The organism is Streptomyces sp. NPDC007264 (assembly GCF_042869095.1).
Lineage (GTDB): Bacteria > Actinomycetota > Actinomycetes > Streptomycetales > Streptomycetaceae > Streptomyces.
This window is the reverse complement of sequence record NZ_JBIAFD010000023.1, coordinates 77,619-102,644: the sequence shown is the minus strand read 5'-3', so window position 1 is coordinate 102,644 and position 25,026 is coordinate 77,619. Positions and strand designations below refer to the sequence as shown.

Here is a 25,026-nt window from a genome sequence, read left to right as displayed (position 1 = left end):
TCCTTTACCTACAAGGGATGCCGATGACCACCGACCCTCACCGCACCCCGGCAACGGGCGCGAGACGCGTGGCCCGGACAGCCGTGGCCGCGGGTATCGTGGCCGCCCTCTCCGCGGCCGGACCGATACCCCTGGCCCACTCGGCCGACCACCACCCCACCGCCGAACCGGCCGTCAAGTCCGCCGCCGCCAAGCTCGGTTCGGAAGACGCCGACCTGCTCGCCGAGGCCAAGGCCGACGGCGCCAAGAACGTCACGATGATGATCGCGACCGCGCCCGGGCAGACCGAGCAGGTCGCCCAGCAGCTGGACGCGGTCAAGGGCGGCTCCGTGGGCCGCACCTACGACCGGCTGGGCTACGTCCGCGCCACCGTGCCGACGGGGAAGGCGGACGCGGCCATCGCGGCCGCCGTGAAGCTCTCCTCCGTGCACGCCATCGACCTGCGGCAGGAGATCCCCCTCGACGACCCGGCGCCGAGCGCGGACGCCGCGAAGGGCGCCTCCCAGGACACGGCCGGCTACTCCGGCCCCGGCAAGGACACCCCTGCCGTCAACCCGTACAACCCGTCCTTCGAGACGGGCGCCGTGGAGTTCGTCCGCCGGCACCCGCAGGCCGACGGCCGCGGCATCACCATCGGCATCCTCGACTCCGGTGTGGACCTCGGACACCCGGCGCTGCAGAAGACCACCACCGGCGAGCGGAAGATCGTCGACTGGGTGACCTCCACCGACCCGATCGTGGACGGCGACGCCACCTGGCGTGCGATGGTCACCGCGGTGTCCGGGCCCACCTTCACCTACGGCGGCAAGACCTGGACGGCGCCGTCGGGCTCGTACGCGATCAGCACCTTCAAGGAGTCCGCGACCGCGGGCGGTGACGCCAAGGGCGACGCCAACCGCGACGGCGACACGACCGACTCCTGGGGCGTCCTCTACGACGCGGCGGCCGGAACGGTCCGCGTCGACCTGAACAACAACAACGACTTCACCGACGACGAGCCGATGAAGCCGTACAAGGACGGCTTCCAGATCGGCTGGTTCGGGACCGACGACCCGACGACCGACGTCGTCGAGCGGCAGCCCTTCGTGGTGCAGATCCGCAAGGACGTGCCGATGGACCCCTACGGCGGGTCCTGGGTCGGCAAGAAGGCCGACTTCGTCAACATCGGCGTCATCGAGTCCGAGCACGGCACCCACGTGGCCGGCATCACCTCCGCGAACGGCCTGTTCGGCGGGAAGATGAACGGCGCCGCCCCCGGCGCGAAGATCGTCTCCTCCCGCGCCTGCACCTGGAGCGGCGGCTGCACCAACGTCGCGCTCACCGAGGGGATGATCGACCTCGTCGTCAACCGCGGCGTGGACATCGTCAACATGTCCATCGGCGGCCTGCCGGCGCTCAACGACGGCAACAACGCGCGCGCGGAGCTGTACACGCGCCTCATCGACACCTACGGCGTCCAGCTGGTGATCTCCGCGGGCAACTCCGGCCCCGGCGCCAACACCATCGGCGACCCCGGCCTCGCGGACAAGGTGATCTCGGTCGGCGCGGGCATCTCCCGGGAGACCTGGGCCGCCAACTACGGCTCCGAGGTCACGAAGAAGTACGCGATGATGCCCTTCTCCTCGCGCGGCCCGCGCGAGGACGGCGGCTTCACGCCGACCCTCGTCGCGCCCGGCGCCGCGATCAACACCACCCAGACCTGGCTGCCGGGCTCCCCGGTCGCCGAGGCGGGCTACTCGCTGCCGGCCGGCTACTCCATGCTCCAGGGCACCTCGATGGCCTCCCCGCAGGCCGCCGGCGCCTCGGCCCTGCTCCTGTCGGCCGCCGAGCAGAAGGGCATCGACCTGACGCCCGCGACGCTGCGCACGGCCCTGACCTCGACCGCCCACCACATCCCGGGCGTCCAGGCGTACGAGGAGGGCTCCGGACGCATCGACATCGTCGACGCGTGGGACGCGATCAGGGACGGTGCCACCGCCCACGAGTACGCGGTCAAGGCCCCGGTCGACACCGCGATCGACTACGCGCTGAAGACCCCGGGCTTCGGTACGGGCCTGTACGACCGCGAGGGCGGCCTCAAGGCCGGTGAGCGCAAGACGTACGACGTCACCCTCACCCGCACCTCCGGCCCCGACCGGGCGGTGTGGCACACGCTGCGCCTGGTGAACAACGCCGGGGACACCTTCCGGATCGTCGGCTCCGGCCTGGTGAGGCTGCCGCTCGGCCAGCCGGTCACCGTCAAGGTCGAGGCCGCTCCCTCGTCCGCGGGCGTCAAGAGCGCGATCCTGGAGGTCGACGACCCCTGGACGGAAGGGGTCGACAAGCAGATCCTGACCACCGTCGTGGTCGCGACGCCGGTCGAGTACACCTTCTCCGCGTCCAGTTCGGTGCAGCGCAACAGCACCCGGTCGTACTTCGTGACCGTCCCCGAGGGCGCGAAGTCCCTGGAGGTCGCGATCGGCGGGCTGAAGGACAAGAGCCAGACGCGGTTCATCGCGATCCACCCGTACGGCGTTCCGGTCGACTCCACCTCGACGCCGAACTGCTACAACAACTACCTCGACGGCAACGGCTGCAGGCCCGACGTGCGGTCGTACGCGGACCCGCAGGCCGGCGTCTGGGAGATCGAGGTCGAGTCGCGCCGCACGTCGCCGCTGCTCGACAACCCGTACCGGCTGGACGTCGCCGTCCTCGGCGCGGCCTTCGCCCCGGAGACCGTGACCGTGCCCGAGGCCAAGATCGGCACCCCGGCCGCCGTCTCCTGGACGGTGACCAACGCCTACGCGGCCCTCGACGGCGCGCTCAAGGGCGGCCCGCTCGGCTCCTCGAAGACGGCCCGGCCGACCGTCCAGGACACCGAGACGCAGACGACCACGATCGAGGTGCCCGCGGGCGCCACGTCGCTGGACGTCGCCATCGGCAACGTGTCCGACACCGCCGCCGACCTCGACCTGACGGTCTACGACGCGAGCGGCAAGCAGGTCGCGCAGTCCGCGGACGGCGACTCCGAGGAGTCCGTGCACATCGCCTCGCCCGCCGCCGGCACGTACACCGTCGAGGTCGCGGGCTACTCGGTGCCGTCCGGCTCGACGGCGTACGACTACCGGGACGTGTTCTTCTCCCCGGCGCTCGGCCAGGTCGCCGTCGACGAGTCGGCGCCGGTGACGCTCGGCACGGGTGACTCCGCGACGGTCTCCGGCACGGTCACCGCGGCCGCGGCGGCTCCCGAGGGCCGGGAGTTCTTCGGCCAGGTCCAGCTGGTGAACGCGCGCGGCACGGCCGCGGGCGTCGGCAGTGTGAAGATCGAGAAGGTCACGCCGTAGCGGTAGCGGCGGCAACGGCCGTGGCCGGTCTCCGGCCGGTGCGGCCCGGGGCGGGCGTCCGCTGGTGCAGCGGGCGCCCGCCCTGTGTTCATGGCCCACAGGTGATCGTGCGGGATGCCGGCAGGGCGTCGAGGACGAGGGCGCGCTCGCGGGCGATCTCGGCCTCCCCGGTGACCCAGAGGTCCGCCACCGCCTCGCCGTGCGGGAGGCCCACCAGGACGTGCTCGCCCTCGTGCGGGCGAGGACCGTCGGCCGGGTCCGCGAGGAAGCCGACCTCGTCCTTGCCGCTCGCGGGTTTGTAGTAGCGATCGACGCTCACCGTGATCCGGTACCGGGTGCCGTCGGGCACGCGGTCGAGTCCGGTCACCGTGCCCTCCACGACGAGCCGGGCGCAGGCGAGGTACCCGGCCTCGTCGCGGGACTCCCCCGCGCGGCTGTCGGCCGCCTTCGCCCCCGCGCCGCTGTCGGCCCCGACGCCGCCCCGTGCGACGAGCCATCCCGTCCCCATCACCACGGCGGTGACGACGGCCGTGACGAGGACGCCGAGACCGAGGGCGCGGGCGCCGGGCCGGCGCCACCGCCCCCGCTCCCGCCACCGCCCCCGCCCCCGCTCCCGCCCCCGCTCCGGCCCGGGCGCCCCGACGGGTGCGGGCCGCGCCGCGGGCCGTGCGAGCGCGTCCCCGATGATCCCCAACTGCTCCCGCAGCAGTGCCACGTCCGCCCCTGCCGCCCGGTACTCGGCCATGAACGCGGGGTCGGCACCCGCCCCGTCCGGCAGCGGCTCGCCGGTGATCGCGGCCATCAGCGCGTCGGCGCCGTCGTGCTCGGCGGCCACGTCACACCACCTCGTCCTCGTGCAGACGGTCGCGCAGCGCGCGGACCGCCGAATGGAGCCTGCTCTTGACCGTGCCCTCGGGGATGCCCAGCTCCTCCGCGACGGCCCGTACCGGCAGATCGGCGTAGAAGCGCAGCACGAGGACCTGGCGCTGGCTGTCGGACAGTTCGTCCAGGCCCCGCGCGACGGTGAGCGAGAGCAGGCTGGAGTCCTCGTCGGACGCATGCTCCACCTGCCGCAGCGCGGCCAGCCGCTCACCCAGCCTCGCCTGGCGGCGCCTGGCCCGGTGCCAGTCCATCGCCAGGTTGGAGGCGACGACCGCCGCCCAGGCCGACAGGTCGCGCGGCGCCTCGCGCCCGCTCGCGGTCCGCTCCAGCAACCGCAGACGGACCTGCTGCACCCCGTCCGGCAGATCCGCCTGCGGCACCCCGCCGAGCGCGAGCACCGCCCGCACCCGCCGCTCCTGGGCCGCGTCCAGGATGTCGTCCACCGCGTGGTCGGCCCCCGGCCCGTGGCGGGCCTTTCTGCGCAGCACAGCCACCCCTCCCCTTGCGCGTTTCCCCTACGACGCCGGGGCGGGGCGAAACGTTCGCCGGTTCCCCCGTGAACCTCTCCTCCCGCAGCCCCGTGCGCGGGCTCGGCGCCCGGACTCCGCAGGCGTCCGGCGCCTGCACCGGCCGCGGCGGGGCCACGGCCACGCTGGTCGACCCCAACCCCGGACGGCCCGCGCCGGACGGCCCGCGCCTGTCATCCCGCGCCGGTCGGCCCGCGCCGCACCACCGCCGACGAGGCCCAGCTCGCCACCCGGACCGTCCAGGCCGACGGCAGATCGATGACGTCCGCCGACGCCCAGGGGCGGCGGCGCCCGGCACCGGCCCGCTGTGCGCATGGAGTCGTACGTCACACCGGGCCCGAGACCGAGATGATGGTCACGCACGAGCCGCGCGGCGCGCTCGACCCGCCGGTGCTCCGGGAGCTGGACGATCGCCCGGTACCGGTGCGGCCGATCAGTACGGCTTCCGGTCTGCGGCGGGTTCCGGGAGGGTATCTCCAGATCAGGACGGGCGGCCGCCGCGTCATCGAACCGAGGGGCTGAGCCCGGGTCCCCGGTCCCGTCCCTCGCAATGGATTGGACACGCGGGCCGGGGTGAGACGCATGATGGAGAGGCCCCGGCCATGCGGGCCGGCACACACAAGCCAGGTGAAGGAGTCGCCGTGAGGGTCGGAATCGTCGGAGCCACCGGTCAGGTCGGCACGGTCATGCGCAGGATTCTCGTCGAGCGGAACTTCCCGTTCGACGAGCTGCGCCTGTTCGCCTCGGCCCGTTCGGCGGGGACGGTCCTCGACGGCGTGACCGTGGAGGACGCGGCGACCGCGGACTACACGGGGCTGGACATCGTGCTGTTCTCCGCGGGCGGCGCGACCTCGAAGGCGCTCGCCGAGAAGGTCGCCTCGCAGGGCGCGGTGGTGATCGACAACTCCTCGGCCTGGCGCAGGGACCCGGACGTGCCGCTGGTGGTGTCCGAGGTGAACCCGCACGCGATCGCCGACCGGCCCAAGGGCATCATCGCCAACCCGAACTGCACGACGATGGCCGCGATGCCGGTGCTGAAGCCGCTGCACGCCGAGGCGGGCCTGGAGGCGCTCGTCGTCGCCACCTACCAGGCCGTGTCCGGCTCCGGCCTCGCGGGCGTCGCGGAGCTGCACGGCCAGGCGCAGAAGGTGATCGCCGACGCCGACAAGCTGACCCACGACGGCGAGGCGGCCAACTTCCCGGAGCCGCAGGTCTACAAGCGCCCGATCGCCTTCAACGTGGTGCCCTTCGCCGGCAACCTCGTCGACGACGGTCTCAACGAGACCGACGAGGAGCAGAAGCTCCGCAACGAGTCCCGCAAGATCCTGGAGATTCCCGGCCTGAAGGTCTCCGGCACCTGTGTGCGGGTCCCGGTCTTCTCCGGCCACTCCCTCCAGGTCAACGCCCGTTTCGCGCGCCCGCTGACGGTGGAGCGCGCCACGGAGCTGCTGGCCGCCGCCCCGGGCGTGGTCCTCACCGACATCCCGACCCCGCTCCAGGCGGCCGGCAAGGACCCGTCGTACGTGGGCCGCATCCGCGTGGACGAGACGGTGGACAACGGCCTGGCCCTGTTCGTCTCCAACGACAACCTCCGCAAGGGCGCGGCCCTCAACGCGGTGCAGATCGCGGAGCTGGTGGCGGCGGAGCTCAGGGGCTGACGCCCGCCGTGGCGGACGAGGCTCGGTCCCTGCGGACCTCGAAGTGGAAGCAGCCGTAGTCGACGGCCCGGACGTGGACGAGCGCGACCTCGGGGTCCGCGAACGCCTCCGCGAAGGCGTCGTCGAACTCCTCCACGCCCGCCACCAGGCGTCCGCCCAGGATGCGCCCGTCCGTCGAGTAGCGGCGGACCACGCGGTGGGCACCCGGGAACGGGTGGCCGCCCCCGTCGGGCCCGCCGCACTCCTCGGCGTGGACGAACACCGGTCCCTGCTCGTCGTAGGCCCCGGGCCGGGCGCCGGTCTCCGCCGCCCAGCGGCGCAGCGGGGCGTAGGAGACGAGGGCGATGCGCTCCCCGGGGGCGCTGCGGCGCAGGCAGCACCGCAGGGGCGCGCCGCCCTCCTCGTCGGTCTCGGGAGCCATCGGCCGGCCCGCGTCGTCGCGCTCGCGCAGCTCCCGCAGGACGGCCGGGGGGATGGGCCGCGCGGTGTAGGCCGTGGCGGACGTCGCGGAGTCCGTCACCGTCCGTGCGGTCAAATCGGCGGTCGTGTCGGCGGTCGTGTCGGCGGTCATCTCTGTGGTCATGCGCCCAGACTCGCGCCCGGCGGCCGCGGGCACCGGCGGGATCCGGACATCGCGTTCGGCGCCCGGGGCGCCCGGCGTCCGCACCGTTTCCGGGCGCCGAACAGCGCGGACGGCGCCGCTCACACCTGCTCGTCGACCGGCGTGCTCCCGTGGAAGGATGGCGCAACCCACACATAACGAGGAGATGACCGCGTGCCTGGCACAAACCTGACTCGCGAAGAGGCACAGCAGCGGGCGAAGCTGCTGACCGTTGACTCGTACGAGATCGATCTCGACCTCTCCGGCGCGCAGGGCGGGAGCGGCACCTACCGGTCCGTGACCACGGTGCGCTTCGACTCCGCCGAGACCGGCGCGGAGTCCTTCATCGATCTGGTGGCCCCGACCGTGCACGAGATCACCCTCAACGGTGATCCGCTCGACCCCGCCGAGGTCTTCGAGGACTCACGGATCGCCCTCCCGGGGCTCCTGGAAGGCCGCAACGTGCTGCGTGTGGTCGCCGACTGCGCGTACACCAACACCGGCGAGGGGCTCCACCGCTTCATCGACCCGGTCGACCAGCAGGCGTACCTCTACACCCAGTTCGAGGTGCCGGACGCCCGCCGGGTCTTCGCCTCGTTCGAGCAGCCGGACCTCAAGGCCACCTTCCAGTTCACCGTGAAGGCCCCCACCGGCTGGACCGTCGTCTCCAACTCGCCCACCCCCGAGCCGAAGGACGACGTCTGGGTCTTCGAGCCGACGCCGCGGATCTCGACGTACGTCACCGCGCTGATCGTGGGCCCGTACCACTCGGTGCACAGCGTGTACGAGAAGGACGGGCACAGCGTCCCGCTCGGCATCTACTGCCGTCCCTCCCTCGTCGAGTTCCTGGACTCCGACGCGATCTTCGAGGTGACCCGGCAGGGCTTCGAGTGGTTCCAGGAGAAGTTCGACTACGCGTACCCGTTCAAGAAGTACGACCAGCTGTTCGTGCCGGAGTTCAACGCGGGCGCGATGGAGAACGCGGGCGCGGTCACCATCCGCGACCAGTACGTCTTCCGGTCCAAGGTGACCGACGCCGCCTACGAGGTACGGGCCGAGACGATCCTGCACGAGCTGGCCCACATGTGGTTCGGCGACCTCGTGACCATGGAGTGGTGGAACGACCTGTGGCTGAACGAGTCGTTCGCCACCTACACCTCCATCGCCTGCCAGGCGTACTACCCCGACTCCCGCTGGCCGCACTCCTGGACGACGTTCGCCAACTCCATGAAGACGTGGGCGTACCGGCAGGACCAGCTGCCGTCGACCCACCCGATCATGGCCGAGATCCGGGATCTGGACGATGTCCTCGTCAACTTCGACGGCATCACCTACGCCAAGGGCGCCTCGGTGCTCAAGCAGCTCGTCGCCTACGTCGGCATGGACGCCTTCTTCGCGGGCGTGCAGGCCTATTTCAAGCGGCACGCGTACGGCAACACGCGTCTGTCCGACCTGCTGGGCGCCCTGGAGGAGACCTCAGGCCGCGATCTGAAGACCTGGTCGCGGTCGTGGCTGGAGACCGCGGGCATCAACGTCCTGCGACCGGAGATCGAGACGGACGCGAACGGGGTCATCACCTCCTTCGCCGTCCGCCAGGAGGCCCCGGCGCTCCCCGCCGGCGCCAAGGGCGCAGTGTCCGACGGCGGGACTCCGTCGGGCGGGACCCTCCGCCCCCACCGCATCGCCATCGGCCTCTACGACCTCGACGGCAACGGCAAGCTGCTGCGCGGGGAGGACGGCCGGATCGAGCTGGACGTCGACGGAGGGCTGACGCCGGTGCCGCAGCTGTCCGGCCGCCGCCGCCCCGCCGTGATCCTGCTCAACGACGACGACCTGTCGTACGCGAAGGTCCGCCTGGACGAGCAGTCCCTCGCCTTCGTCACCGAGCACCTGGGCGACTTCGAGTCGTCGCTGCCGCGCGCCCTGTGCTGGGCCTCCGCCTGGGACATGACCCGGGACGCGGAACTCGCCACCCGCGACTACCTCTCCCTCGTCCTGTCCGGCATCGGCAAGGAGTCGGACATCGGTGTCGTGCAGTCGCTGCACCGCCAGGTCAAGCTGGCGATCGACCTGTACGCCGACCCGTCCGCGCGCGAGGCTCTGCTGACCCGGTGGACGGATGCCACCCTCGCCCATCTGCGCGCCGCCGAGCCCGGCAGCGACCACCAGCTGGCGTGGGCGCGCGCCTTCGCGGCGACCGCCCGTACGCCGGAGCAACTGGACCTGCTGGAGGCGCTCCTGGACGGTTCGCAGACCGTCGAGGCACTGGTGGTGGACACCGAACTGCGCTGGACGTTCCTGGAGCGGCTCGCGGCGGTGGGCCGCTTCGACGAGGCGGAGATCGCGGGCGAGCTGGAGCGCGACAGGACGGCGGCCGGCGAGCGGCACGCCGCGACCGCCCGGGCCGCCCGTCCGACCCCGGGGGCCAAGGCCGAGGCGTGGGCGTCGGTGGTGGAGTCCGACAAGCTGCCGAACGCGGTGCAGGAGGCCGTGATCGCGGGCTTCGTCCAGACCGACCAGCGCGAGCTGCTCACCCCGTACACGGACCGGTACTTCGAGGTGGTCAAGGACATCTGGGAGTCCCGCTCCCACGAGATGGCCCAGCAGATCGTGGTCGGGCTCTACCCGTCGATCCAGGTCTCCCGGGAGACCCTGGACAAGACCGACGCGTGGCTGGCCTCCGCCGAGCCGAGCCCGGCCCTGCGGCGCCTGATCTCGGAGTCCCGCGCGGGCATCGAACGCGCCCTGAAGGCGCAGGCGGCGGACGCGGCGGCGCGGTAGGCGCCGTGACGACCGACGAGGGCGCCCGGTGTCCTGCCGGGCGCCCTTTTCGTGTGCTCGGATCCTGCCGGGGAACGGCGCGCCACGGGGCACGCCCGCCGCCTCGTCAGCGCAACGCTTCGAGGACCCGGCTGCGCAGCGTTTCGTTCTCGATGGTGTCAGCGGAGCGCCAGGCCGCGGCGGTGACCTCCTCGGTTTGCAGTTCGACGACGTCGGCCGAGGTGCGGAAGAGGAATCTGAAGTCGAAGTGCCTGTGTTCCGGCTCGCCTTTGGCAGTGTTGGCCGGGATGCGAGGGGCGTCGATGTGCAGGGGACGGTGCCCGGCCGGGATGACGACCGAGGCCGGGATGCCGGTCTCCTCTGTCAGCTCCCGCTGTGCAGCGGCGAGAAGGCTGACGTCGTTCGCCTCGGTGTGTCCGCCGGGCAGGAGCCAGCGGTTCAAGGCCAGATGCCTGACGTGGAGGACGCGGCCCGCAGGGTCGGCGAGGATCGCCCCGGCTGTGACATGACCCCGGAACTCTTTGGCGGAACGCCGTGCAGCAAGGCGTTGGCAGCGAGCTCCGAGACGCATAACCGCACATCGTCGTGCCGATCGGTGCAGCCCCACTGCGTGAGCGTTTCGAGGGCGAAGGCGCGCGCAGCCCTCACGGAGCTGCGAGCTCGGGGAAATCGTCGTTGCCGCGACAAAGCCACAGTGGGCCACCGCCTCGTTCCTCTGAGATGTAGGATCACGGCAGCCATATCACTATTCGCGAAATGCAGAAAGGCGCGGGATCCCTCCCTCGGCGGGTGGCAGCGCGAGCCACTTAACGTGTAAAGCGGCAAGGTCGAACACCCCCGCGCAGGAGGACACCGTGAGCGACACCATGTGGGTCAGCACCTCGATGCCGTACCTGACACCCCGAGAGAAGGGGCAGCCCGACGCCTGGGAAGCCGAGGCCACCCTCCGCGGGGGAAAAGGCAGCCAGCGCATCGCGTACGCCGGTGAGACGCCCGCTCCGAACGAAGTCGCCGGCCTCCTCGGCCTGCAGGCGGGGGACACCGTTGTCGTGCGCCGCAGAATCATCGAACTGAACGGCGAAGCCTGCGAGTTGACGGACACTTACTATCCGGCGAGCATCGCCCGCGGCACCCGTCTCGCCGTAAAGCGCAAGATCCCAGGTGGGGCCGTGTCCTTCCTCGCTGAACGCGGGCATATCGGGGTACGAGTACGTGAGGATGTGACCGCGGGCATGCCCAGTTCGGAGGAACGCGAAGCCCTGCGTCTGGATCGGGACGACCCTGTCCTCCGACTGAGCAGGGTCACGCTGGACGGCGACGACCGGCCCGTCCAGGTCGACATGATGGTCATGCCGGCGGATCGACAGCGGCTGCGTTATGAGATCAGGATCGGATGACCGTGCTCACCATCGAAACCGGCTCCTCAGACCGGCGCTCACTCCACGAGCGGATCGCCGCCGACCTCCGGGACGACATCATGAGTGGCGACCTGGCACCGGGCGCAAATCTGCCCTCCACAGCCCAGCTCAAGGCGAGATTCGGCGCTTCCAACGCCACCATTCAGAAGGCGCTCCAGGTCCTCAAGGACGAGCAGCTCGTCGTCGGGCGCGCTGGTGCGGCGGTCACCGTCCGCGAACACCGGCAGCGGACCATGCGCCCCGCCGCATACATGGCTCCAGCCTGTTCGGGACAGCCTTACCGGTGGCTGACCGAGGCCGCGAAGCACGGCGGTCGGGCACACAGCACCTTGCTGGATGTAGCGGAGGTACGGCCTCCTGCCGATGTGTCCGCCGGCTTGGACCTCGCCGACAGCGAGACCGCTCTGCTACGGCACCAAGTCCTCTCCATAGACGGCGAACCGGTCGAACTGGTCAAGTCCTACTACCCGTTGGCCATTGCTCGGGACACGGCCCTCGCCGACACGCGGAAGATCAGCGGCGGCACTCCGACCCTCCTCGCCGAGCTCGGATTCCCTCCGCGTCTGAGCGTGGATCGCGTCTCCGCCAGAGTTCCCACCCAGGAGCAGTATCACGCCCTGAACCTACCCAGCGATCTCCCCGTGCTGCGTACGTTGCGCGTCGTGTACAGCGACAACAGTCGCCCGGTCGAAGTCACCGTCATGGTGAAGGCCGGACATCTGTACGAACTGCAATACGAGTTCACGCCGGAGTGACCGGATCACCGTCGCAGCGTCCGGTCCGTCGGGTCTCCTCCCGTGCTCCGTGCCGAGCCGAACGGTCCGGCACGGAGCCCCCGCCGTCACCGCCCGCCTCGCGCGGCCCGAGCTGGCCGAGGACCGTTGCCGCGAACGCCACGGCCATACCGACGAGTTGGACGGGGGTGAGGGCCTGACCGAGCGCGGCCCAGCCGATGACGGCCGCCGTCAGCGGGGAGAGCGGGCCGAGGAGGGTGACCTGGGTGGCGGTCAGACGTCCGATGCCGCGGAACCAGAGCCAGTACGCGACCGCCGTGTTCGCGAGGCCGAGGTACAGGTAACCGCCGACGGCCCGCCCGTCGAGCGGGGGCGGCACTCCCTCGACCAGCAGGGCGACCGGCGCGATCAGCACCCCGCCTGCGGTCAGCTGCCAGCCGGTGAGCACGAGCGGGCCGGCGCCGTCCGGGCGGCCCCAGCGCTTGGTGAGCACGGTGCCACTGGACATGGAGGCGGTGGCGGCGAGCGCGGCGAGCACCCCGACCGGGTCCAGCGCGCCCGCCGCCCTGAGGACGACGAGGCTGACGCCGAGGGCCGCCGCCGCACCCGCCAGCAACGTGTGCGCCGTCGGCCGCTCCCCGAGCAGCAGCGCCGAGAGGCCCGCCACGAACAGCGGCCCGATGGACCCGACCACGGCCGCCATGCCGCCGGGCAGCCGGTAGGCGGACAGGAACAGCAGCGGGAAGAACGCGCCGATGTTGAGGGCGCCCAGCACCGCCGCCCGCCACCACCAGGCGCCGCGGGGCAGCACCCGTCCGAGCGCGAGCAGCAGCAGTCCCGCGGGCAGGGCGCGCATCAGGCCGGTGAACAGCGGACGGCCGTCCGGCAGGAACTCGGTGGTGACGGCGTAGGTCGTGCCCCAGGAGACGGGGGCGAGGGCGGTGAGCACGACCGTGGCGTACCGCTTCATGACGAGTTCGTCCCGGGGGAGGGAGAGTTGAGCGAGACGGCCGGGGTGAGCGCGTGGCCCGGGCGGGAAACGGCGTCGCCCACCACCGTGACCCCGCCGGGAGCAGCGGGCACGACGGCCTCCACCGGCAGGTGCCGCTCCACGCGCAGCAGCAGCCCGGCCGCCACCGCCGATGTCGCGATGAGGAAGACCCACGGCACGCGCCCGTCCACCGCCAGCAGTCCGGTGAACAGCGACGGCGCCACCGCCTTGGCCAGCGACCAGGACATCTGGTAGGCGGCCAGACAGCGTCCGCGCACCGCCTCCGGCGCGGCCGACACGGCGAGCACCTCCGCGGCGGGGCTGTGGATCAGTTCGCCGAGCGTGTAGACGCAGACCACGGCGACCAGCGCGGCGTCGACCACCCACCCGGTGTCCGGCCGCACCGTGCCGAGCACGACCTGTGCGACGAAGGAGAGCGCGAACAGCGCCCCGCCGAGCGCCGCGGCCCGGGTGCGCCGGGCGCCGGCCCGCCGCACCCGCCCGCCGACGAAGATCCCGGCGCATGCGCACAGCGCAGTGTTGAGTGCGAACGCGCCGCCGGTGAGGGCGTCCGGCCCGTGCAGCCAGCCGACGATGAAGAGGGGGAAGAGCACGGAGAGCGCCGAGTAGTTCAGCGCGTTCAGGAAGTTGGCACCGATCACGACGAGGAAGGGCCGGTCGGCGACGACGAGCCGGTAGCCGGCCTTCACCCTGGTGCCCGGCGCACCACCACCGTCCCGCACCGGCCTGAGCGGCAGCAGCAACAGCGCCGCCAGCGCGTACGACAGGGCGTTGCCCCAGGCCGCGTAGCGGTACCCGGCGTCGCCCGCGAGCCCGATGACCAGGGAGGCGAGCAGGGCTCCGGCGCCGTTGCCGCCGTTCTGCAGGGCCCGGGTGGCGGCCTGGAGCCGGTCGCGCCCGGCGCCGCGGGCCAGCTCGCCGATCAGCGACTGCTGTGCGGCGGGGGCGGCCCGGTCGGCGGCGGCGGTGACCAGTGCGACGGCGGCGAAGGCCCAGAGGGCGTGGGCGAGGGGATAGAGCGCGAAGCCGACGACGCGGACGCCGTACAGGGCGAGTTGGACCCGTTTGGCGCCGTAGCGGTCGACGGCCGCTCCGGCCCAGGGGAGCGCCACGAGCCCGGCGAGTCCGGTCACGGTGAGCACGGCGCCCACGACGGCGAAGCCGAGCCCCGTGATGTGGTGGAAGAAGACGAGCGAGAACGGGATGTACATGCCCGTCCCCACCCCGTTCACCGCGGCCGCGACGGGGAGCGCCCACTCCCCCGGTGTGCCTCTGCCACGCTTCGGGCCCGTCGTCATGCCCCCTCCTCACTCCCCAGGTTCGCTTAGCGAAAAGTAGCTTAGCTCTAAGTAACTTAACATCAAGCCGGTTTCTTGCGACCAAGCGGAGTGCTGCGGATACTCGCCGCATGACCAAGGAGAACGCCCCCGGGGATCCCGTCGACGCGATCATCGAGCAGTGGGCCGCCGTGCGCCCCGACCTCGACACCGCGGCGATGGAGGTGTTCGGGCGCATCTACCGGCTGTCCCGGACGATGGGCGACCGGATGGAGAAGGCGTACGCACGCTTCGGGCTCTCGCGCGGGGAGTTCGACGTACTGGCGACCCTGCGCCGCTCCGGCGAGCCCTACACCCTCTCCCCCCGCCGGCTCTCGGCCACGCTCATGCTCACCACGGGCGGGATGACCGGCCGCCTCGACAAGCTGGAGCGGGCCGGGCTGCTGCGCCGCTCCCCCGACCCGCACGACCGGCGCGGACTGCGGGTGACGCTGACGGAGGAGGGCCTGCGGCGGATCGACGAGGCGGTGGGCGCGGGCCTCGCCGTGCAGACGGAGGCGCTGAACACGCTGAACGCACAGCAGGCCGGCCACCTGGCCGACCTGCTGCGTCAGTTGCTCGCCGGTGCGGTCACCTCCGGCCCGTCCAGCTGACCAGTGCCGCCTCCAGCTGCGCGGCGTCGGGGGCCTCCGCGGCCCAGGCGACATGTCCGTCCGGCCGGACCAGCACGGTGGTGCGGCGCCCGCCCGCCCGGTGCGTCACCGCCAGCCGGTCGGCGCGGCCGCCCGCCTCGTACTCCTCCGGGGTGACGAGGACGAACCGGCCGCCGCGCAGGGCCTCGTACAGCCGGCCGGTGGTGAGGGCCACGTCGGGCATGCGCCTGCCGGCCAGCGGGTGGGCCCCGCGGGGGGCGGCGTACGCGTAGCCGATGCCGGTGATCTGACCCACCACGCGCCGCCGGACCGGGCCGACACGGTTGACGACGGTGGTCAGCGCGGCGCGCAGCGCCAGCGTCCAGGGGCGCTTGGCCATCGCCAGCCGGACGATCCCGCCGCTGCTGCGCAGCACCGCCCTGCCGACGGGGTGGCGCTCCGACTGGTAGGTGTCGAGGAGGGCCGGTCCTGCGTGGCCGCGCAGGACCGCCGCGAGCTTCCACGCGAGGTTCGCGGCGTCCTGCAGGCCGGTGTTCATCCCCTGGCCGCCGGCCGGGGTGTGCACGTGCGCGGCGTCGCCGGCGAGGAAGACGCGGCCGACGCGGTAGGCGGGCGCCTGACGCTCGTCGCTGTGGAAGCGGGACATCCAGCGGGCGTCACGCATGCCGAAGTCGCGGCCGAGGGCCAGCCGGACGATCTCACGGACCTCCTCGAGGTCGAGCGGCTCGCTGTCGGGGACGTCGCGGCCGCGGTGCCAGCCGATGATGCGGTAGTAGCCGTCGCCGAAGGGCGCGACGAAGGCGAACGCGTCGCCGACGGCGTTGGCGGTCAGCACCTGCTCGGGCTTCTCGTCGAGGAGGACGTCGGCGAGGACGACGGAACGGATGACGGACCGGCCGGGGAAGGGCAGCCCGACGGCTCGGCGCACGGCGCTGCGCAGTCCGTCGGTGCCCACGGCGTAGGCGGCACGCAGTTCGCCCGGCTCCCCGTTCGCGTCCCGGACCTGGAGGGTCACGCCGTCGGCGTCCTGGGTCAGGCCCGTGACCTCGGTCTCGTGGACGAACCGCACTCCGGCCTCGACCGCGCGCCGCTCCAGCGCCCGCTCCACCTCGTACTGCGGCAGGACGAGGAGGTGGTCGAAGCGGGAGGGAAGGGTGTCGAGGCGGATGGAGAGGCGGCTGAAGAGCCGGATGTCGGAGAGCGGCTGCCCCACGGCCTCCAGTGCGTCGGCGAGCCCGCGGGCGTCGAGCTGCTCCAGGGTGCGGGCGTGCAGGACGAAGGCGCGGGAGAGGTTGCTGATCTTGTGGGGGCGCTTCTCGACGAGGGTGACGGGGACGCCCGCGGAGGCGAGGTCGCCGGCGAGGAGGAGCCCGGTGGGGCCGGAGCCGACGACGAGGACACCTTCGGTGGTCCCGTGGCCGGGAGCGGGGGTGCGGGTCTTGCCTGACATGGCGACCTCCTGATGCCTACGCTCGTAGGCCAACGGTTGTTTGCCAACGCTTGTTTGCCAACATAGGCGGACGGCTCTGGACTGTCAACACATGTTGGCCTACGGTTGTTGGCATGGCCGAGAACCCACCCCGCCGCCCTGACGCCACCGCGCCCCGCCGCTCCGACGCCACCCGCACCGCGATCCTCACCGCCGCACGGGAACGCTTCGCCTCCGACGGCTACGAACGCGCCACCATCCGCGCGATCGCCAAGGACGCGCGGATCGACCCCTCCATGGTGATGCGCTACTTCGGCTCCAAGGAGGGCCTGTTCGACGCCGTCCTCGACGTCGACCTACGGCTGCCCGAACCCGCACGGCTGCGGCGGGACGACGCGGGCGAGGTCCTGGTGACGCACTTCCTCTCCCTGTGGGAGGACAACTTGGAGGCGCTCACGGCGATGCTGCGCGTCGGCGTCACCAACGCGGCCGGGGCCGAACGGCTCCAGGGGATTTTCCGGGACCAGTTGCTGCCCGTCGCGCGGCAGGTCTGCCCGGACCCCGAGCAGGCGTCCGCCCGGGCCGGGCTCATCGCGTCACAGGTGCTGGGGATGGCGCTCGCGCGGTACGTGCTGAAGTTCCCGCCGGTCGTCGCCCTGGCCCGCGAGGAGATCGTGGCCTGGCTGGGACCGACCGTGCAGCGCTATCTGGCGGCGCCGCATCCCTAGTGCTGTGGCAGCCGCAGCACCGCCACCGGTCCAGGTGCGGGAAAACACGTCGAGGGAGCCCGTGCACCGGACGGTGCGCGGGCTCCCTCGACGGAGGTAGGGAGGAGAGGTGTCAGCCCTGCTTCGGCTGCTTGCGGGACCTGTCCAAGACCATGACCAGGCCGGCGATGACCAGGAACATCACGACCGGCAGCGCCACAAAGAGGCCCAGCGTGTCCACCACGCTCAGCCCCTGACCGGGGTCGTCGCCGTCGTCGCGCGTCAGCGCGAGCGCGGGGGACGACATGAGCAGCATCATCAGCGTCGTACCGGCGGCCAGGGCGCCGGCGCGCAGGGCGTTCTTCTTGTCCACGGTGCAAAAGTAGCGAACCCCCGAACAGGCCGCGCGCCCGGGGTGCCCGTACGGGGCACGGGCCCGGGCACGACCGCGGTGCGCGGCCCCGCGAACGGCCCCACACGGCCCCGTGAACGACCCCGCGAACGGCCTCGCGAACAACCCCGCGAACGGCCCCGCGAACGGCCCCGGCGCAGCCTCCGGCGCGCGGCCCAGGCTCACCGCCGCGCGTCCGCCCCGCCCGCGCCCCCGCCCTCGCCCCTGCCCTCGTCCCCACCCGGGCCCCTGCCCTCGTCCTCGCTCCCGCTCCCCCTCCCGCTTCCGCCTCTGCCCCGCACCACGTTCACGAGCGCGTGCAGGCGCGGTGAGGCCGCCAGGTCCTCCAGGGTGACCGGGCGCCCCTCCGCGTCCGTGATCGGCAGGCGCCAGTTGGGGTACTGGTCCCAGGTGCCGGGGACGTTCTGCGGGCGCCGGTCGCCCACCGCGTCGGGCAGCCAGACCCCGATCAGCCGGGCGGGGGTGCGCAGCAGGAACCGGTACACGGCCTGGATCTCGGACTCCTCCGACACCGCCGGGCCCCCTCCGCCCACCCCCTTGAGCAGTCCGAGCCGGGAGAGCAGGGCGAGCCATTCGCGGGTGTCGGCGGCCGCCTCGGCGCGTTCCCGGTCCAGGGGGCGGGTCAGCAGTCCGAGCCGGTCGCGGAGTTCGACGTGCTCGCCGGCCAGCCGGGCGGCCGTCGGCGGCAGGTCGTGGGTGGTGGCGGTGGCCAGGCAGTCGGCCCGCCAGCGCTCCGGCGGCAGCGGCCGTCCGGTGCCCTCCCAGTCGCGTTCGAACCACAGGACGGACGTGCCGAGCAACCCGCGTGCGTTCAGCGCCTCGCGGACACCGGGCTCCACCGTCCCGAGGTCCTCGCCGATGACCAGCGCCCCGGCACGGGCGGCCTCCAGGACCAGGACGGCGAGCATCGCCTCGGCGTCGTACCGCACGTAGGTCCCCTCCGTGGGCGGCTGCCCCTGGGGCACCCACCACAGCCGGAACAGACCCATGACGTGATCGACGCGCAGGGCGCCCGCATGCCGGAACAGGGCGCGCAGGAGCCGCCGGCAGGGGGCGTAGCCGGAGGCGGCGAGGCGGTCGGGGCGCCAGGGCGGCAGGCCCCAGTCCTGACCGCGCGGGTTGAAGGCGTCCGGCGGGGCGCCCACCGACATGCCGGCCGCGAGGTACTCCTGCTGCGCCCAGGCGTCGGCGCCGCCCGGGTGCACGCCGACCGCGAGGTCGTGGACGAGCCCGACCGCCATCCCGGCGTCGCGCGCGGTGCGCTGGGCGGTGGCGAGTTGGGCGTCGGTGAGCCAGGCGAGCCGGCTGTGGAAGTCGACGCGGTCCATCAGCTCGGCGCGGGCGCGGGCGGTCGCGGCCGACCGCGGATCGCGCAGCCGGGCCGGCCAGCCGTGCCAGTCGGAGCCGTACACCTCCGCGAGCGCGCACCAGGTCGCGTGGTCCTCCAGCGCCTCGCCCCCCTCGGCGAGGAAGTCGGCGTACGCGGCGCGCCGTCCGGGCCCGAGCGGCACGGTGTGCACGAGTTCCAGCGCCTCGCGCTTGAGCTCCCACACGGCGTCGCGGTCGATGAGCTCGTCCTTGTCCAGCACGGACTCCCGCAGCCGCGCGGCGCGCTCCAGCAGCGTACGGACGCGGCCGCGGTCCTCGACGTGGGCGAACTCGGGGACGTCCTCGATGCGCAGGTGCACCGGGTCCGGGTAGCGGCGGGAGGAGGGACGGTACGGGGACGGGTCCGCGGGGGCGCCGGGTACGGCCGCGTGCAACGGGTTGACCTGCACGAACCCGGCGCCGAGCGCCCGTGAGGCCCATGCGGTCAGCTCGGCGAGGTCGCCGAGGTCGCCCATGCCCCAGGAGCGGCGGGAGAGGAGGGAGTAGAGCTGGACGAGCAGTCCGTACGAGCGGGCGGGCGGCGCGGGCAGCCGGTCGGGGGCCGCGACCAGGTGGGCGTCCGCGGTGCGTCCGTCGGGCGCGGTGGCGTGCAGCGCGTGGACACCGGGCGGGAGGTGCTCGGCCGAGGTGCGCGTCTCGCCCTGTTCGGTCACGACCCTCAGGCGGGTGCCGTCCGGGAGGCCGGCGAGCGCGTCGGGCGGCCGTCCGCCCCAGCCGACCACGGTCGGCGGAAGCAGCCGCCCGCGCAGTTCCCGTTCACGGGCGGCGAGGGCGCGGCGTACGGCGTCCGGGGTGCTCGCGTCGACGTCGAGCGCGGCCAGGGCCGCGGTGACCGCGGTGTCCGACGCGGCGACCGTGCGGTCGGGGGCCGGGCGGTAGGAGGTGGCGACGCCGTGCAGCGCGGCGAGCCGGGCCAGCGGCGTCCCGTCGCGCGCGGGGTCGGCCGGCATCTAGTACCCCGTACGGTCCGGGCAGCACCCCGTGCCGTCGAAGCCGGCGGCGGTCTCGCTGGTCAGGGGCGCGGGGTCGGCGAGCGGGGGTTCGCTGGTGAGGGGCTCGGCGTCGGGCAGCGGCGGCTCGCTGGTCAGCGGCGCCTCGGTCCTGGCGCCCTCGGCGCTGAGGACGCACAGCGCGGTGCGGGGCTCGGCGGACGGCTCCGCCCCGGGTTTGGACAGGGCGGGGAGCGGGGGACGTGCCGGTGCGGCCACGGGGGCCTCCTTGTCGTCGTACGGCGTCGCGGGTGAGAGCAGCCCTACCCAGCGGGCACGGCCGCAGACGTACGAGGACGGACAACGTGCGTTCGGTCACAGACCGTACCAGGGCAAAGCACCCGGTACGGTCAGGGAGCCCTGTGCCGCGGCCCCTCCCCCCACTATTCACTCAGTACATGTATCGAGTGCATAATGATCTCCATGAGCACCCGTCACATCCTCCTCGGACTGCTCGCCGCGGGGCCGAGCCATGGCTACGACCTCAAGCGGCGGCACGACGAGCGGTTCCCGCAGGCACGCCCCCTGGCGTACGGGCAGGCCTACACGACGTTGCAGCGGCTGGTGCGGGACGGTCTCGCCGAGGTCGAGGGGACCGACTCGGACGGCGGCCCGGAGCGCACGCTGTACCGCTCGACGGATGCGGGCTCGCGCGAATTGACCCGGTGGGCCGGGGAGATCAGCCCTCCGGCTCCGTTCGTGACGAACGAGATCTTCGCCAAGGTGGTCGTCTCGATCCTCGCGTCGGCGGACCCGGCCGCGTACCTCGCGGCGCAGCGCGCCGCCCACATGGCGCGGATGCGGGAGCTGACGACGCTGAAGACCGCGCCCCATGCCGACCTGGCCACGGTGCTCTCGGCCGACTACGCCCTCAACCACCTCGATGCCGACCTCCGTTGGATGACCGCCACGGCGGACCGGCTCACGACTTTGACCGCGGAGGTCGACTCAGCATGAGCAGCCCCCTTCTGACGGGCCACGACCTGTGCAAGGCGCACGGCCCCACCCCGGCGCTGCGCGGCGCCTCCGTCGCACTGGACGCCGGCGAGATCCTCGCCGTCACCGGGCCGAGCGGCAGTGGCAAGTCCACGCTGCTGCACTGCCTCGCGGGCATCGTGCGCCCCGACTCGGGCACGGTGGTCTACGCCGGGGAGCGCCTCGACCGGCTGACCGAGGAACGGCTGACCGAGCTGCGGCGCACGGAGTTCGGGGTGGTGTTCCAGTTCGGGCAGCTGATCCCCGAGTTGACCGCGCTCGACAACGTGGCACTGCCACTGCTCCTCTCCGGCACCCCGCGCCGGGCGGCCCGCGAGCAGGCGGGCGAGTGGCTGGAACGGTTCGGTGTACGCGGGCAGGAGGCGTCGCGGCCCGGCGAGATGAGCGGGGGTCAGGCCCAGCGGGTGGCGCTCGCACGGGCGCTCGTGACCGGGCCGAGGGTGGTCTTCGCGGACGAGCCGACCGGCGCGCTGGACTCCCTGGCCGGGGAACAGGTGATGACCGCGCTCACCCGCACGGCCCGCGAGGCCGGTACGGCGGTGCTGCTGATCACGCACGACGCGCAGGTCGCAGCGTACGCGGACCGTGAGGTGACGCTGCGGGACGGCGTGCCGGCGGTGGCCACGGAGGGGGCACGGTGAACGCGGTGACGAGGGACCTCCGTCTGGCCTGGCTGCTGACCCGGGGGTCACGGCGACGGGAGTGGTGGCGGGCGCTGCTCACGGGGGTGGGCGCCGGGCTCGCCACGGCGCTCGCCCTGGCCGCGGTCGCGGTGACCGGGCTGCGCGGGCACTACAACATCGCGCTCGCGAGCGGTCTGCTGAACAACCCCGGCGAGCGCCGCGGCATCGCGTTCACGCTGCTGCTCCTGCTCGTGCCCGTGCTGGGTTTCCTCGGGCAGTGCGCCCGCATCGGCGCGGTGCACCGCGACCGACGGCTGGCCGGGCTGCGGCTGGCGGGGGCCGCGCCGGGTCAGGTGCGGCGGATCGCGGCGCTGGAGGCGGGGCCGGTCTGCCTCGCGGGCTCGCTGGCCGCTGCGGCGGTCTTCGTGCCGCTGCTGCTGCGCCTGTGGCGGACGCCGCCGGTCACGGTGTGGGCGGGGGGCGCGCTGGTCGTGGCGGCGGTGCCGGTGCTGGGGACGCTGGTGAGCGTGTGGGCGCTGCGGAGGGTGGTCGCCGAGCCGCTGGGGCGGGTGCGCCGGGTGCCCCGGGTGCGTCCGCGGGCCGGGCAGGCCCCCGGTGCGGTGCTCCCGCCGGCGGTGTGGGGCGTTCTGCTCATCGGGCTCGTCGCGGTACCGGCCTCCTTCTACGTGTTCGGCACGGCCCCGGCGCTGGTACTCACCACGGTGGTCGTCACCGGTACGGGCGCCGTCTGGCTGACCGGTGTCGTCTCCCAGCGCATCGGCCGGTCCCTCGCGCGCCGCACCGACGATCCGGCGGTGCTGATCGCGGCGGAACGGTTGTGCGACGACCCGTGGGCCACGGCCCGCACCCATGCGGCCGTCGTGCTGGTCACGGTCGTCGGGACCGGGTTCGTGGGCGTGCGGACGGTGCTGTTGGACACGCTGCGCCTGCGCGGTTCCGACTCGCTCGCCATGGACGTCTCCTTCTACACCACCGGCGTCGACCTCACCGGCGCCGCCCTGCTGCTCGCCCTCGCGATCACGCTCTCCGCCCTGGCGGTGGGCGCCGCGGAGTCGCTCGCCGCCCGGCGCCGGGAGCTGGCCGCGCAGGTCGCCGCCGGGGTGCCGCGCGCCGTGCTGGGCCGTGCGCTGCTGCTGGAGACGGCCCTGCCCTTGGCGCCGTCGGTGGCACTGGCGGGTCTCGGGGGCATGGGCATCGGCGTCTGGTACGCGTCGCTGGCCGGCACGGGCGGGACGCCCGTGCCTCTGCTCCCGCTGCTGGTGCCGGTCGTGGTGTACGCGGCCTGCCTGCTGGCGGCGGCCACGTCCCTGCCCCTGCTGCGCCGCTCGGTGCGTCCGGCGGAGCTGCGCCACGCATGACGTCCGGCCCCGGGGGCGCTGGCTCCCGGGGCCGGTTCCGAGGTGCGCGCACGGGCGGCGCCCCGGGAAACGCGAAGGCCCGGATCGTCAGGCGGAAATGCCGTCGATCCGGGCCAGGGCGTCGTCCGCGCCGTACGGCCGCAGGTAGGGCAACCAGCGCGGGTCCCTGTGTCCGGTGCCGATGATGCGCCACGCCAGACCGGTGGGCGGCGCGGGTTTGTGACGGAGCCGCCAGCCGATCTCGAAGAGATGGCGGTCGGCCTTGACGTGGTTGCAGCGGCGGCAGGACGCCACCACGTTGTCCCAGACGTGCTGACCACCGCGGCTGCGCGGAATGACGTGGTCGACGCTGGTTGCGACGCCACCGCAGTACATGCACCGGCCGCCGTCGCGCGCGAAGAGCGCGCGGCGGGTGAGAGGAACGGGCCCCCGGTAGGGAACCCGAACGAATCGCTTCAGCCGGACCACGCTGGGCGCGGGGACGGTGACGGTTGCGCTGTGCATGTAGGCGCCGGACTCCTCGAGGCAGACGGCCTTGTTCTCGAGGACGAGGACGAGCGCGCGGCGGAGCGGTACGACGCCGAGTGGCTCGTACGACGCGTTGAGGACCAGGACGTGCGGCACGGATATGCCTCCTTGTACGCCGGCGGCGCGTGGCTCGCGCCGGGACGATCTGCAGTAAGTCTCCCCTCATGCCTGGTGGAAGCGCCACCATGTCCCGGTAACGGGCTGGGAGTGTTTTCGACCACACCCGGCGTGCCCCACGGCGCGCGCCCCCTTGCTTCCCCGGGTACTTCCCCGGGTGCGCACGGGCCCTCCTTCGAACATCGCCATGATCCCCACACGATGCCCCGTTAGTGTGGTGACCCTGCCCGTCCGGTGACCTTTCCGTGACCTGACCGCTCACACCGGAGGCAGAGCCTGCACCAGGAGGTACCTGCCGTGTCCCTGCCCGCCCTGCCGGCCACCGGCGCCGCTCCGTCACCGTCCGGGACGCCGGCGGACAACCCGGCCGCCGTGACGCTCCAGGACGCCCAGCACAGCGCGACCAATGCCGCGAGCTGGGTCGAGCAGAACTGGTCGACGTGGCTCGCGATCGGCCTCAGGGTCGTCCTGATCCTGGTGATCGCGGCGGTGCTGAGAGTGATGGTGCGGCGGGCGATCACCAAGCTGATCGACCGCATGAGCCGTACGGCCGACGCGGCCGAGGGCACCACGCTCGGCGGTCTGCTGGTGAACGCGGAGCGCCGCCGCCAGCGCTCGCAGGCGATCGGCTCGGTACTGCGCTCGGTGGCCTCGTTCCTCATCCTGGGCACGGCGGCGCTGATGGTCCTGGCGACCTTCCAGATCAACCTGGCGCCCCTGCTGGCCTCCGCCGGTGTCGCGGGTGTGGCGATCGGTTTCGGCGCCCGCAACCTCGTGACGGACTTCCTGTCCGGCGTGTTCATGATCCTCGAGGACCAGTACGGCGTCGGTGACACCGTCGACGCGGGGGTGGCCACCGGCGAGGTGATCGAGGTGGGCCTGCGCGTGACGAAGCTGCGGGGTGCGGGCGGCGAGATCTGGTACGTCCGCAACGGCGAGGTCAAGCGGATCGGCAACCTGTCGCAGGGCTGGGCGATGGCGGGCGTCGACGTGACCGTCCGGGCCTCGGAGGACCTGGACCGGCTGAAGGCGACCCTCGACGCCGTCGCCGAGCGGATGAGCAAGGAAGAGCCGTGGAACGAGTTCCTGTGGGGCCCCGTCGAGGTGCTCGGACTGGACAGCGTGCTGCTCGACTCGATGGTCGTGCGCGTCTCCGCCCGGACGATGCCCGGCAAGGCGCTCACGGTCGAGCGTGAGCTGCGCTGGCGCATCAAGCGGGCCTTCGACGCGGCCGACATCCGCATCGTCGGCGGCGCGACGGCACCGGCCCAGGAGGACCCGGCCCCGGACCCGGCGGCGACCGTCGCGGCCCCGGCGGTGTACTCGGACGCGGCGTCCCCGCAGGCGGAGGCGGCGTCGCCGATACCGCCGGCGCGGCCGGCGGCGAAGTAGGGGCAGAGGCCGTACGGGGGAGGCGGTGTCCGGGAGTCCGGGGCCTCTCTTGGTTTCCGGGCGACGGAACGGTTCGGCATGCTCGTTCGGGTGAAGGTGAAAGGGAACGGTTCTGCAGGTCAGCGGCCCGACGGGGTCACGCATGCTCCCACCGGGACACCCGGCGTGGGCGTAGCCTGGCACCAGTGTGACGAGGAGA

At 73.0% G+C, this 25,026-nt stretch carries 22 protein-coding genes; 11 read left to right on the top strand and 11 right to left on the bottom strand.

Annotated elements, in window-relative coordinates:
* Positions 1 to 23 precede the first annotated feature (23 nt).
* On the top strand, positions 24 to 3,323 hold the full coding sequence (locus tag ACFYMU_RS30025) for a S8 family serine peptidase (protein ID WP_388379815.1): 3,300 nt from the start codon (positions 24 to 26) through the stop codon (positions 3,321 to 3,323).
* An 88-nt stretch (positions 3,324 to 3,411) separates the two neighbouring features.
* On the opposite strand, the gene ACFYMU_RS30020 is transcribed toward ACFYMU_RS30025, so the two are convergent.
* Both ACFYMU_RS30020 and ACFYMU_RS30015 read right to left on the bottom strand, forming a co-directional pair.
* Complete coding sequence (locus ACFYMU_RS30020; protein WP_388379813.1) at positions 3,412 to 4,158, bottom strand: hypothetical protein; 747 nt, start codon at positions 4,156 to 4,158, stop codon at positions 3,412 to 3,414.
* A 1-nt stretch (position 4,159) separates the two neighbouring features.
* Positions 4,160 to 4,699, bottom strand: coding sequence for an RNA polymerase sigma factor (locus tag ACFYMU_RS30015; protein ID WP_388379810.1), 540 nt, complete (start codon positions 4,697 to 4,699; stop codon positions 4,160 to 4,162).
* A gap of 674 nt (positions 4,700 to 5,373) precedes the next feature.
* Here ACFYMU_RS30015 and ACFYMU_RS30010 point away from each other — a divergent pair.
* A complete protein-coding gene (locus ACFYMU_RS30010) occupies positions 5,374 to 6,390 on the top strand; it encodes an aspartate-semialdehyde dehydrogenase (protein ID WP_388379807.1) in 1,017 nt (338 codons plus the stop codon).
* On the opposite strand, the gene ACFYMU_RS30005 is transcribed toward ACFYMU_RS30010, so the two are convergent.
* Positions 6,380 to 6,973, bottom strand: a complete 594-nt coding sequence (locus ACFYMU_RS30005; protein WP_388379804.1) for a DUF1203 domain-containing protein — start codon at positions 6,971 to 6,973, stop codon at positions 6,380 to 6,382. The two genes, ACFYMU_RS30010 and ACFYMU_RS30005, sit on opposite strands and share 11 nt — an antisense overlap.
* A gap of 192 nt (positions 6,974 to 7,165) precedes the next feature.
* Here ACFYMU_RS30005 and pepN point away from each other — a divergent pair, with 192 nt between their 5' ends.
* Positions 7,166 to 9,772: an aminopeptidase N gene (gene pepN / locus ACFYMU_RS30000; protein WP_388379802.1), complete on the top strand. Its 2,607-nt coding sequence runs from the start codon at positions 7,166 to 7,168 to the stop codon at positions 9,770 to 9,772.
* Between the two features lie 106 nt (positions 9,773 to 9,878).
* Here pepN and ACFYMU_RS29995 read toward each other — a convergent pair whose 3' ends face one another.
* Entirely contained in the window at positions 9,879 to 10,343 is a 465-nt protein-coding gene (locus tag ACFYMU_RS29995; protein WP_388379799.1) for an NUDIX hydrolase, read from the bottom strand.
* Between the two features lie 283 nt (positions 10,344 to 10,626).
* Between ACFYMU_RS29995 and ACFYMU_RS29990 the strand changes: the two genes are divergently transcribed.
* Positions 10,627 to 11,169 (top strand): GntR family transcriptional regulator, encoded by a 543-nt coding sequence (locus ACFYMU_RS29990; RefSeq protein ID WP_388379796.1) that lies wholly within the window; start codon positions 10,627 to 10,629, stop codon positions 11,167 to 11,169.
* The gene (locus tag ACFYMU_RS29985; RefSeq protein WP_388379793.1) at positions 11,166 to 11,945 is read left to right on the top strand and encodes a GntR family transcriptional regulator; all 780 of its coding nucleotides are present in this window, start codon (positions 11,166 to 11,168) and stop codon (positions 11,943 to 11,945) included. The genes ACFYMU_RS29990 and ACFYMU_RS29985 overlap by 4 nt, the downstream gene beginning before the upstream one ends.
* On the opposite strand, the gene ACFYMU_RS29980 is transcribed toward ACFYMU_RS29985, so the two are convergent.
* Both ACFYMU_RS29980 and ACFYMU_RS29975 read right to left on the bottom strand, forming a co-directional pair.
* Positions 11,932 to 12,894, bottom strand: coding sequence for an EamA family transporter (locus tag ACFYMU_RS29980; RefSeq protein ID WP_388379790.1), 963 nt, complete (start codon positions 12,892 to 12,894; stop codon positions 11,932 to 11,934). The two genes, ACFYMU_RS29985 and ACFYMU_RS29980, sit on opposite strands and share 14 nt — an antisense overlap.
* Positions 12,891 to 14,234, bottom strand: coding sequence for an MFS transporter (locus ACFYMU_RS29975; protein ID WP_388379787.1), 1,344 nt, complete (start codon positions 14,232 to 14,234; stop codon positions 12,891 to 12,893). Before ACFYMU_RS29975 ends, ACFYMU_RS29980 begins: the two co-directional genes overlap by 4 nt.
* A gap of 110 nt (positions 14,235 to 14,344) precedes the next feature.
* Here ACFYMU_RS29975 and ACFYMU_RS29970 point away from each other — a divergent pair, with 110 nt between their 5' ends.
* A complete protein-coding gene (locus ACFYMU_RS29970; RefSeq protein ID WP_388379784.1) occupies positions 14,345 to 14,866 on the top strand; it encodes a MarR family winged helix-turn-helix transcriptional regulator in 522 nt (173 codons plus the stop codon).
* Here ACFYMU_RS29970 and ACFYMU_RS29965 read toward each other — a convergent pair.
* A complete protein-coding gene (locus tag ACFYMU_RS29965) occupies positions 14,844 to 16,316 on the bottom strand; it encodes an FAD-dependent monooxygenase (protein ID WP_388379781.1) in 1,473 nt (490 codons plus the stop codon). The genes ACFYMU_RS29970 and ACFYMU_RS29965 overlap by 23 nt on opposite strands.
* A gap of 113 nt (positions 16,317 to 16,429) precedes the next feature.
* On the opposite strand from ACFYMU_RS29965, the gene ACFYMU_RS29960 reads away from it, so the two are divergent.
* Positions 16,430 to 17,023, top strand: a complete 594-nt coding sequence (locus ACFYMU_RS29960; RefSeq protein ID WP_388379778.1) for a TetR family transcriptional regulator — start codon at positions 16,430 to 16,432, stop codon at positions 17,021 to 17,023.
* A 112-nt stretch (positions 17,024 to 17,135) separates the two neighbouring features.
* Here the strand turns inward: ACFYMU_RS29960 and ACFYMU_RS29955 are convergent, their stop codons facing one another.
* From ACFYMU_RS29955 to ACFYMU_RS29945, 3 genes are all read right to left on the bottom strand, one after another.
* A complete protein-coding gene (locus ACFYMU_RS29955; RefSeq protein WP_388379775.1) occupies positions 17,136 to 17,375 on the bottom strand; it encodes a hypothetical protein in 240 nt (79 codons plus the stop codon).
* A gap of 200 nt (positions 17,376 to 17,575) precedes the next feature.
* Positions 17,576 to 19,753, bottom strand: a complete 2,178-nt coding sequence (malQ, locus tag ACFYMU_RS29950) for a 4-alpha-glucanotransferase (RefSeq protein WP_388379773.1) — start codon at positions 19,751 to 19,753, stop codon at positions 17,576 to 17,578.
* The gene (locus ACFYMU_RS29945) at positions 19,754 to 20,011 is read right to left on the bottom strand and encodes a hypothetical protein (RefSeq protein ID WP_388379770.1); all 258 of its coding nucleotides are present in this window, start codon (positions 20,009 to 20,011) and stop codon (positions 19,754 to 19,756) included.
* Positions 20,012 to 20,215: 204 nt separating this feature from the next.
* Here ACFYMU_RS29945 and ACFYMU_RS29940 point away from each other — a divergent pair, with 204 nt between their 5' ends.
* The 3 genes from ACFYMU_RS29940 to ACFYMU_RS29930 are packed head-to-tail and all read left to right on the top strand — an operon-like array spanning position 20,216 to position 22,790.
* A complete protein-coding gene (locus ACFYMU_RS29940; RefSeq protein ID WP_388379767.1) occupies positions 20,216 to 20,749 on the top strand; it encodes a PadR family transcriptional regulator in 534 nt (177 codons plus the stop codon).
* A complete protein-coding gene (locus ACFYMU_RS29935; RefSeq protein WP_388379764.1) occupies positions 20,746 to 21,429 on the top strand; it encodes an ABC transporter ATP-binding protein in 684 nt (227 codons plus the stop codon). The genes ACFYMU_RS29940 and ACFYMU_RS29935 overlap by 4 nt, the downstream gene beginning before the upstream one ends.
* A 5-nt stretch (positions 21,430 to 21,434) precedes the next feature.
* The gene (locus tag ACFYMU_RS29930) at positions 21,435 to 22,790 is read left to right on the top strand and encodes an ABC transporter permease (protein ID WP_388379762.1); all 1,356 of its coding nucleotides are present in this window, start codon (positions 21,435 to 21,437) and stop codon (positions 22,788 to 22,790) included.
* An 87-nt stretch (positions 22,791 to 22,877) separates the two neighbouring features.
* Here ACFYMU_RS29930 and ACFYMU_RS29925 read toward each other — a convergent pair whose 3' ends face one another.
* Positions 22,878 to 23,414, bottom strand: a complete 537-nt coding sequence (locus ACFYMU_RS29925; RefSeq protein ID WP_388379759.1) for an HNH endonuclease — start codon at positions 23,412 to 23,414, stop codon at positions 22,878 to 22,880.
* 318 nt (positions 23,415 to 23,732) lie between these two features.
* Here ACFYMU_RS29925 and ACFYMU_RS29920 point away from each other — a divergent pair, with 318 nt between their 5' ends.
* On the top strand, positions 23,733 to 24,827 hold the full coding sequence (locus ACFYMU_RS29920; RefSeq protein WP_388379757.1) for a mechanosensitive ion channel family protein: 1,095 nt from the start codon (positions 23,733 to 23,735) through the stop codon (positions 24,825 to 24,827).
* Positions 24,828 to 25,026 lie beyond the last annotated feature (199 nt).

Bases quoted from the DNA above. Each gene is read 5' to 3' on its own strand.
- ACFYMU_RS30025 (WP_388379815.1), top strand. From the start codon at position 24: ATGACCACCGACCCTCACCGCACCCCGGCAACGGGCGCGAGACGCGTG.
- ACFYMU_RS30005 (WP_388379804.1), bottom strand. From the start codon at position 6,973: ATGACCACAGAGATGACCGCCGACACGACCGCCGACACGACCGCCGAT.
- ACFYMU_RS29995 (WP_388379799.1), bottom strand. From the start codon at position 10,343: ATGCGTCTCGGAGCTCGCTGCCAACGCCTTGCTGCACGGCGTTCCGCC.
- ACFYMU_RS29985 (WP_388379793.1), top strand. From the start codon at position 11,166: ATGACCGTGCTCACCATCGAAACCGGCTCCTCAGACCGGCGCTCACTC.
- ACFYMU_RS29980 (WP_388379790.1), bottom strand. From the start codon at position 12,894: ATGAAGCGGTACGCCACGGTCGTGCTCACCGCCCTCGCCCCCGTCTCC.
- ACFYMU_RS29975 (WP_388379787.1), bottom strand. From the start codon at position 14,234: ATGACGACGGGCCCGAAGCGTGGCAGAGGCACACCGGGGGAGTGGGCG.
- ACFYMU_RS29970 (WP_388379784.1), top strand. From the start codon at position 14,345: ATGACCAAGGAGAACGCCCCCGGGGATCCCGTCGACGCGATCATCGAG.
- ACFYMU_RS29965 (WP_388379781.1), bottom strand. From the start codon at position 16,316: ATGTCAGGCAAGACCCGCACCCCCGCTCCCGGCCACGGGACCACCGAA.
- ACFYMU_RS29960 (WP_388379778.1), top strand. From the start codon at position 16,430: ATGGCCGAGAACCCACCCCGCCGCCCTGACGCCACCGCGCCCCGCCGC.
- malQ (WP_388379773.1), bottom strand. From the start codon at position 19,753: ATGCCGGCCGACCCCGCGCGCGACGGGACGCCGCTGGCCCGGCTCGCC.
- ACFYMU_RS29940 (WP_388379767.1), top strand. From the start codon at position 20,216: ATGAGCACCCGTCACATCCTCCTCGGACTGCTCGCCGCGGGGCCGAGC.
- ACFYMU_RS29935 (WP_388379764.1), top strand. From the start codon at position 20,746: ATGAGCAGCCCCCTTCTGACGGGCCACGACCTGTGCAAGGCGCACGGC.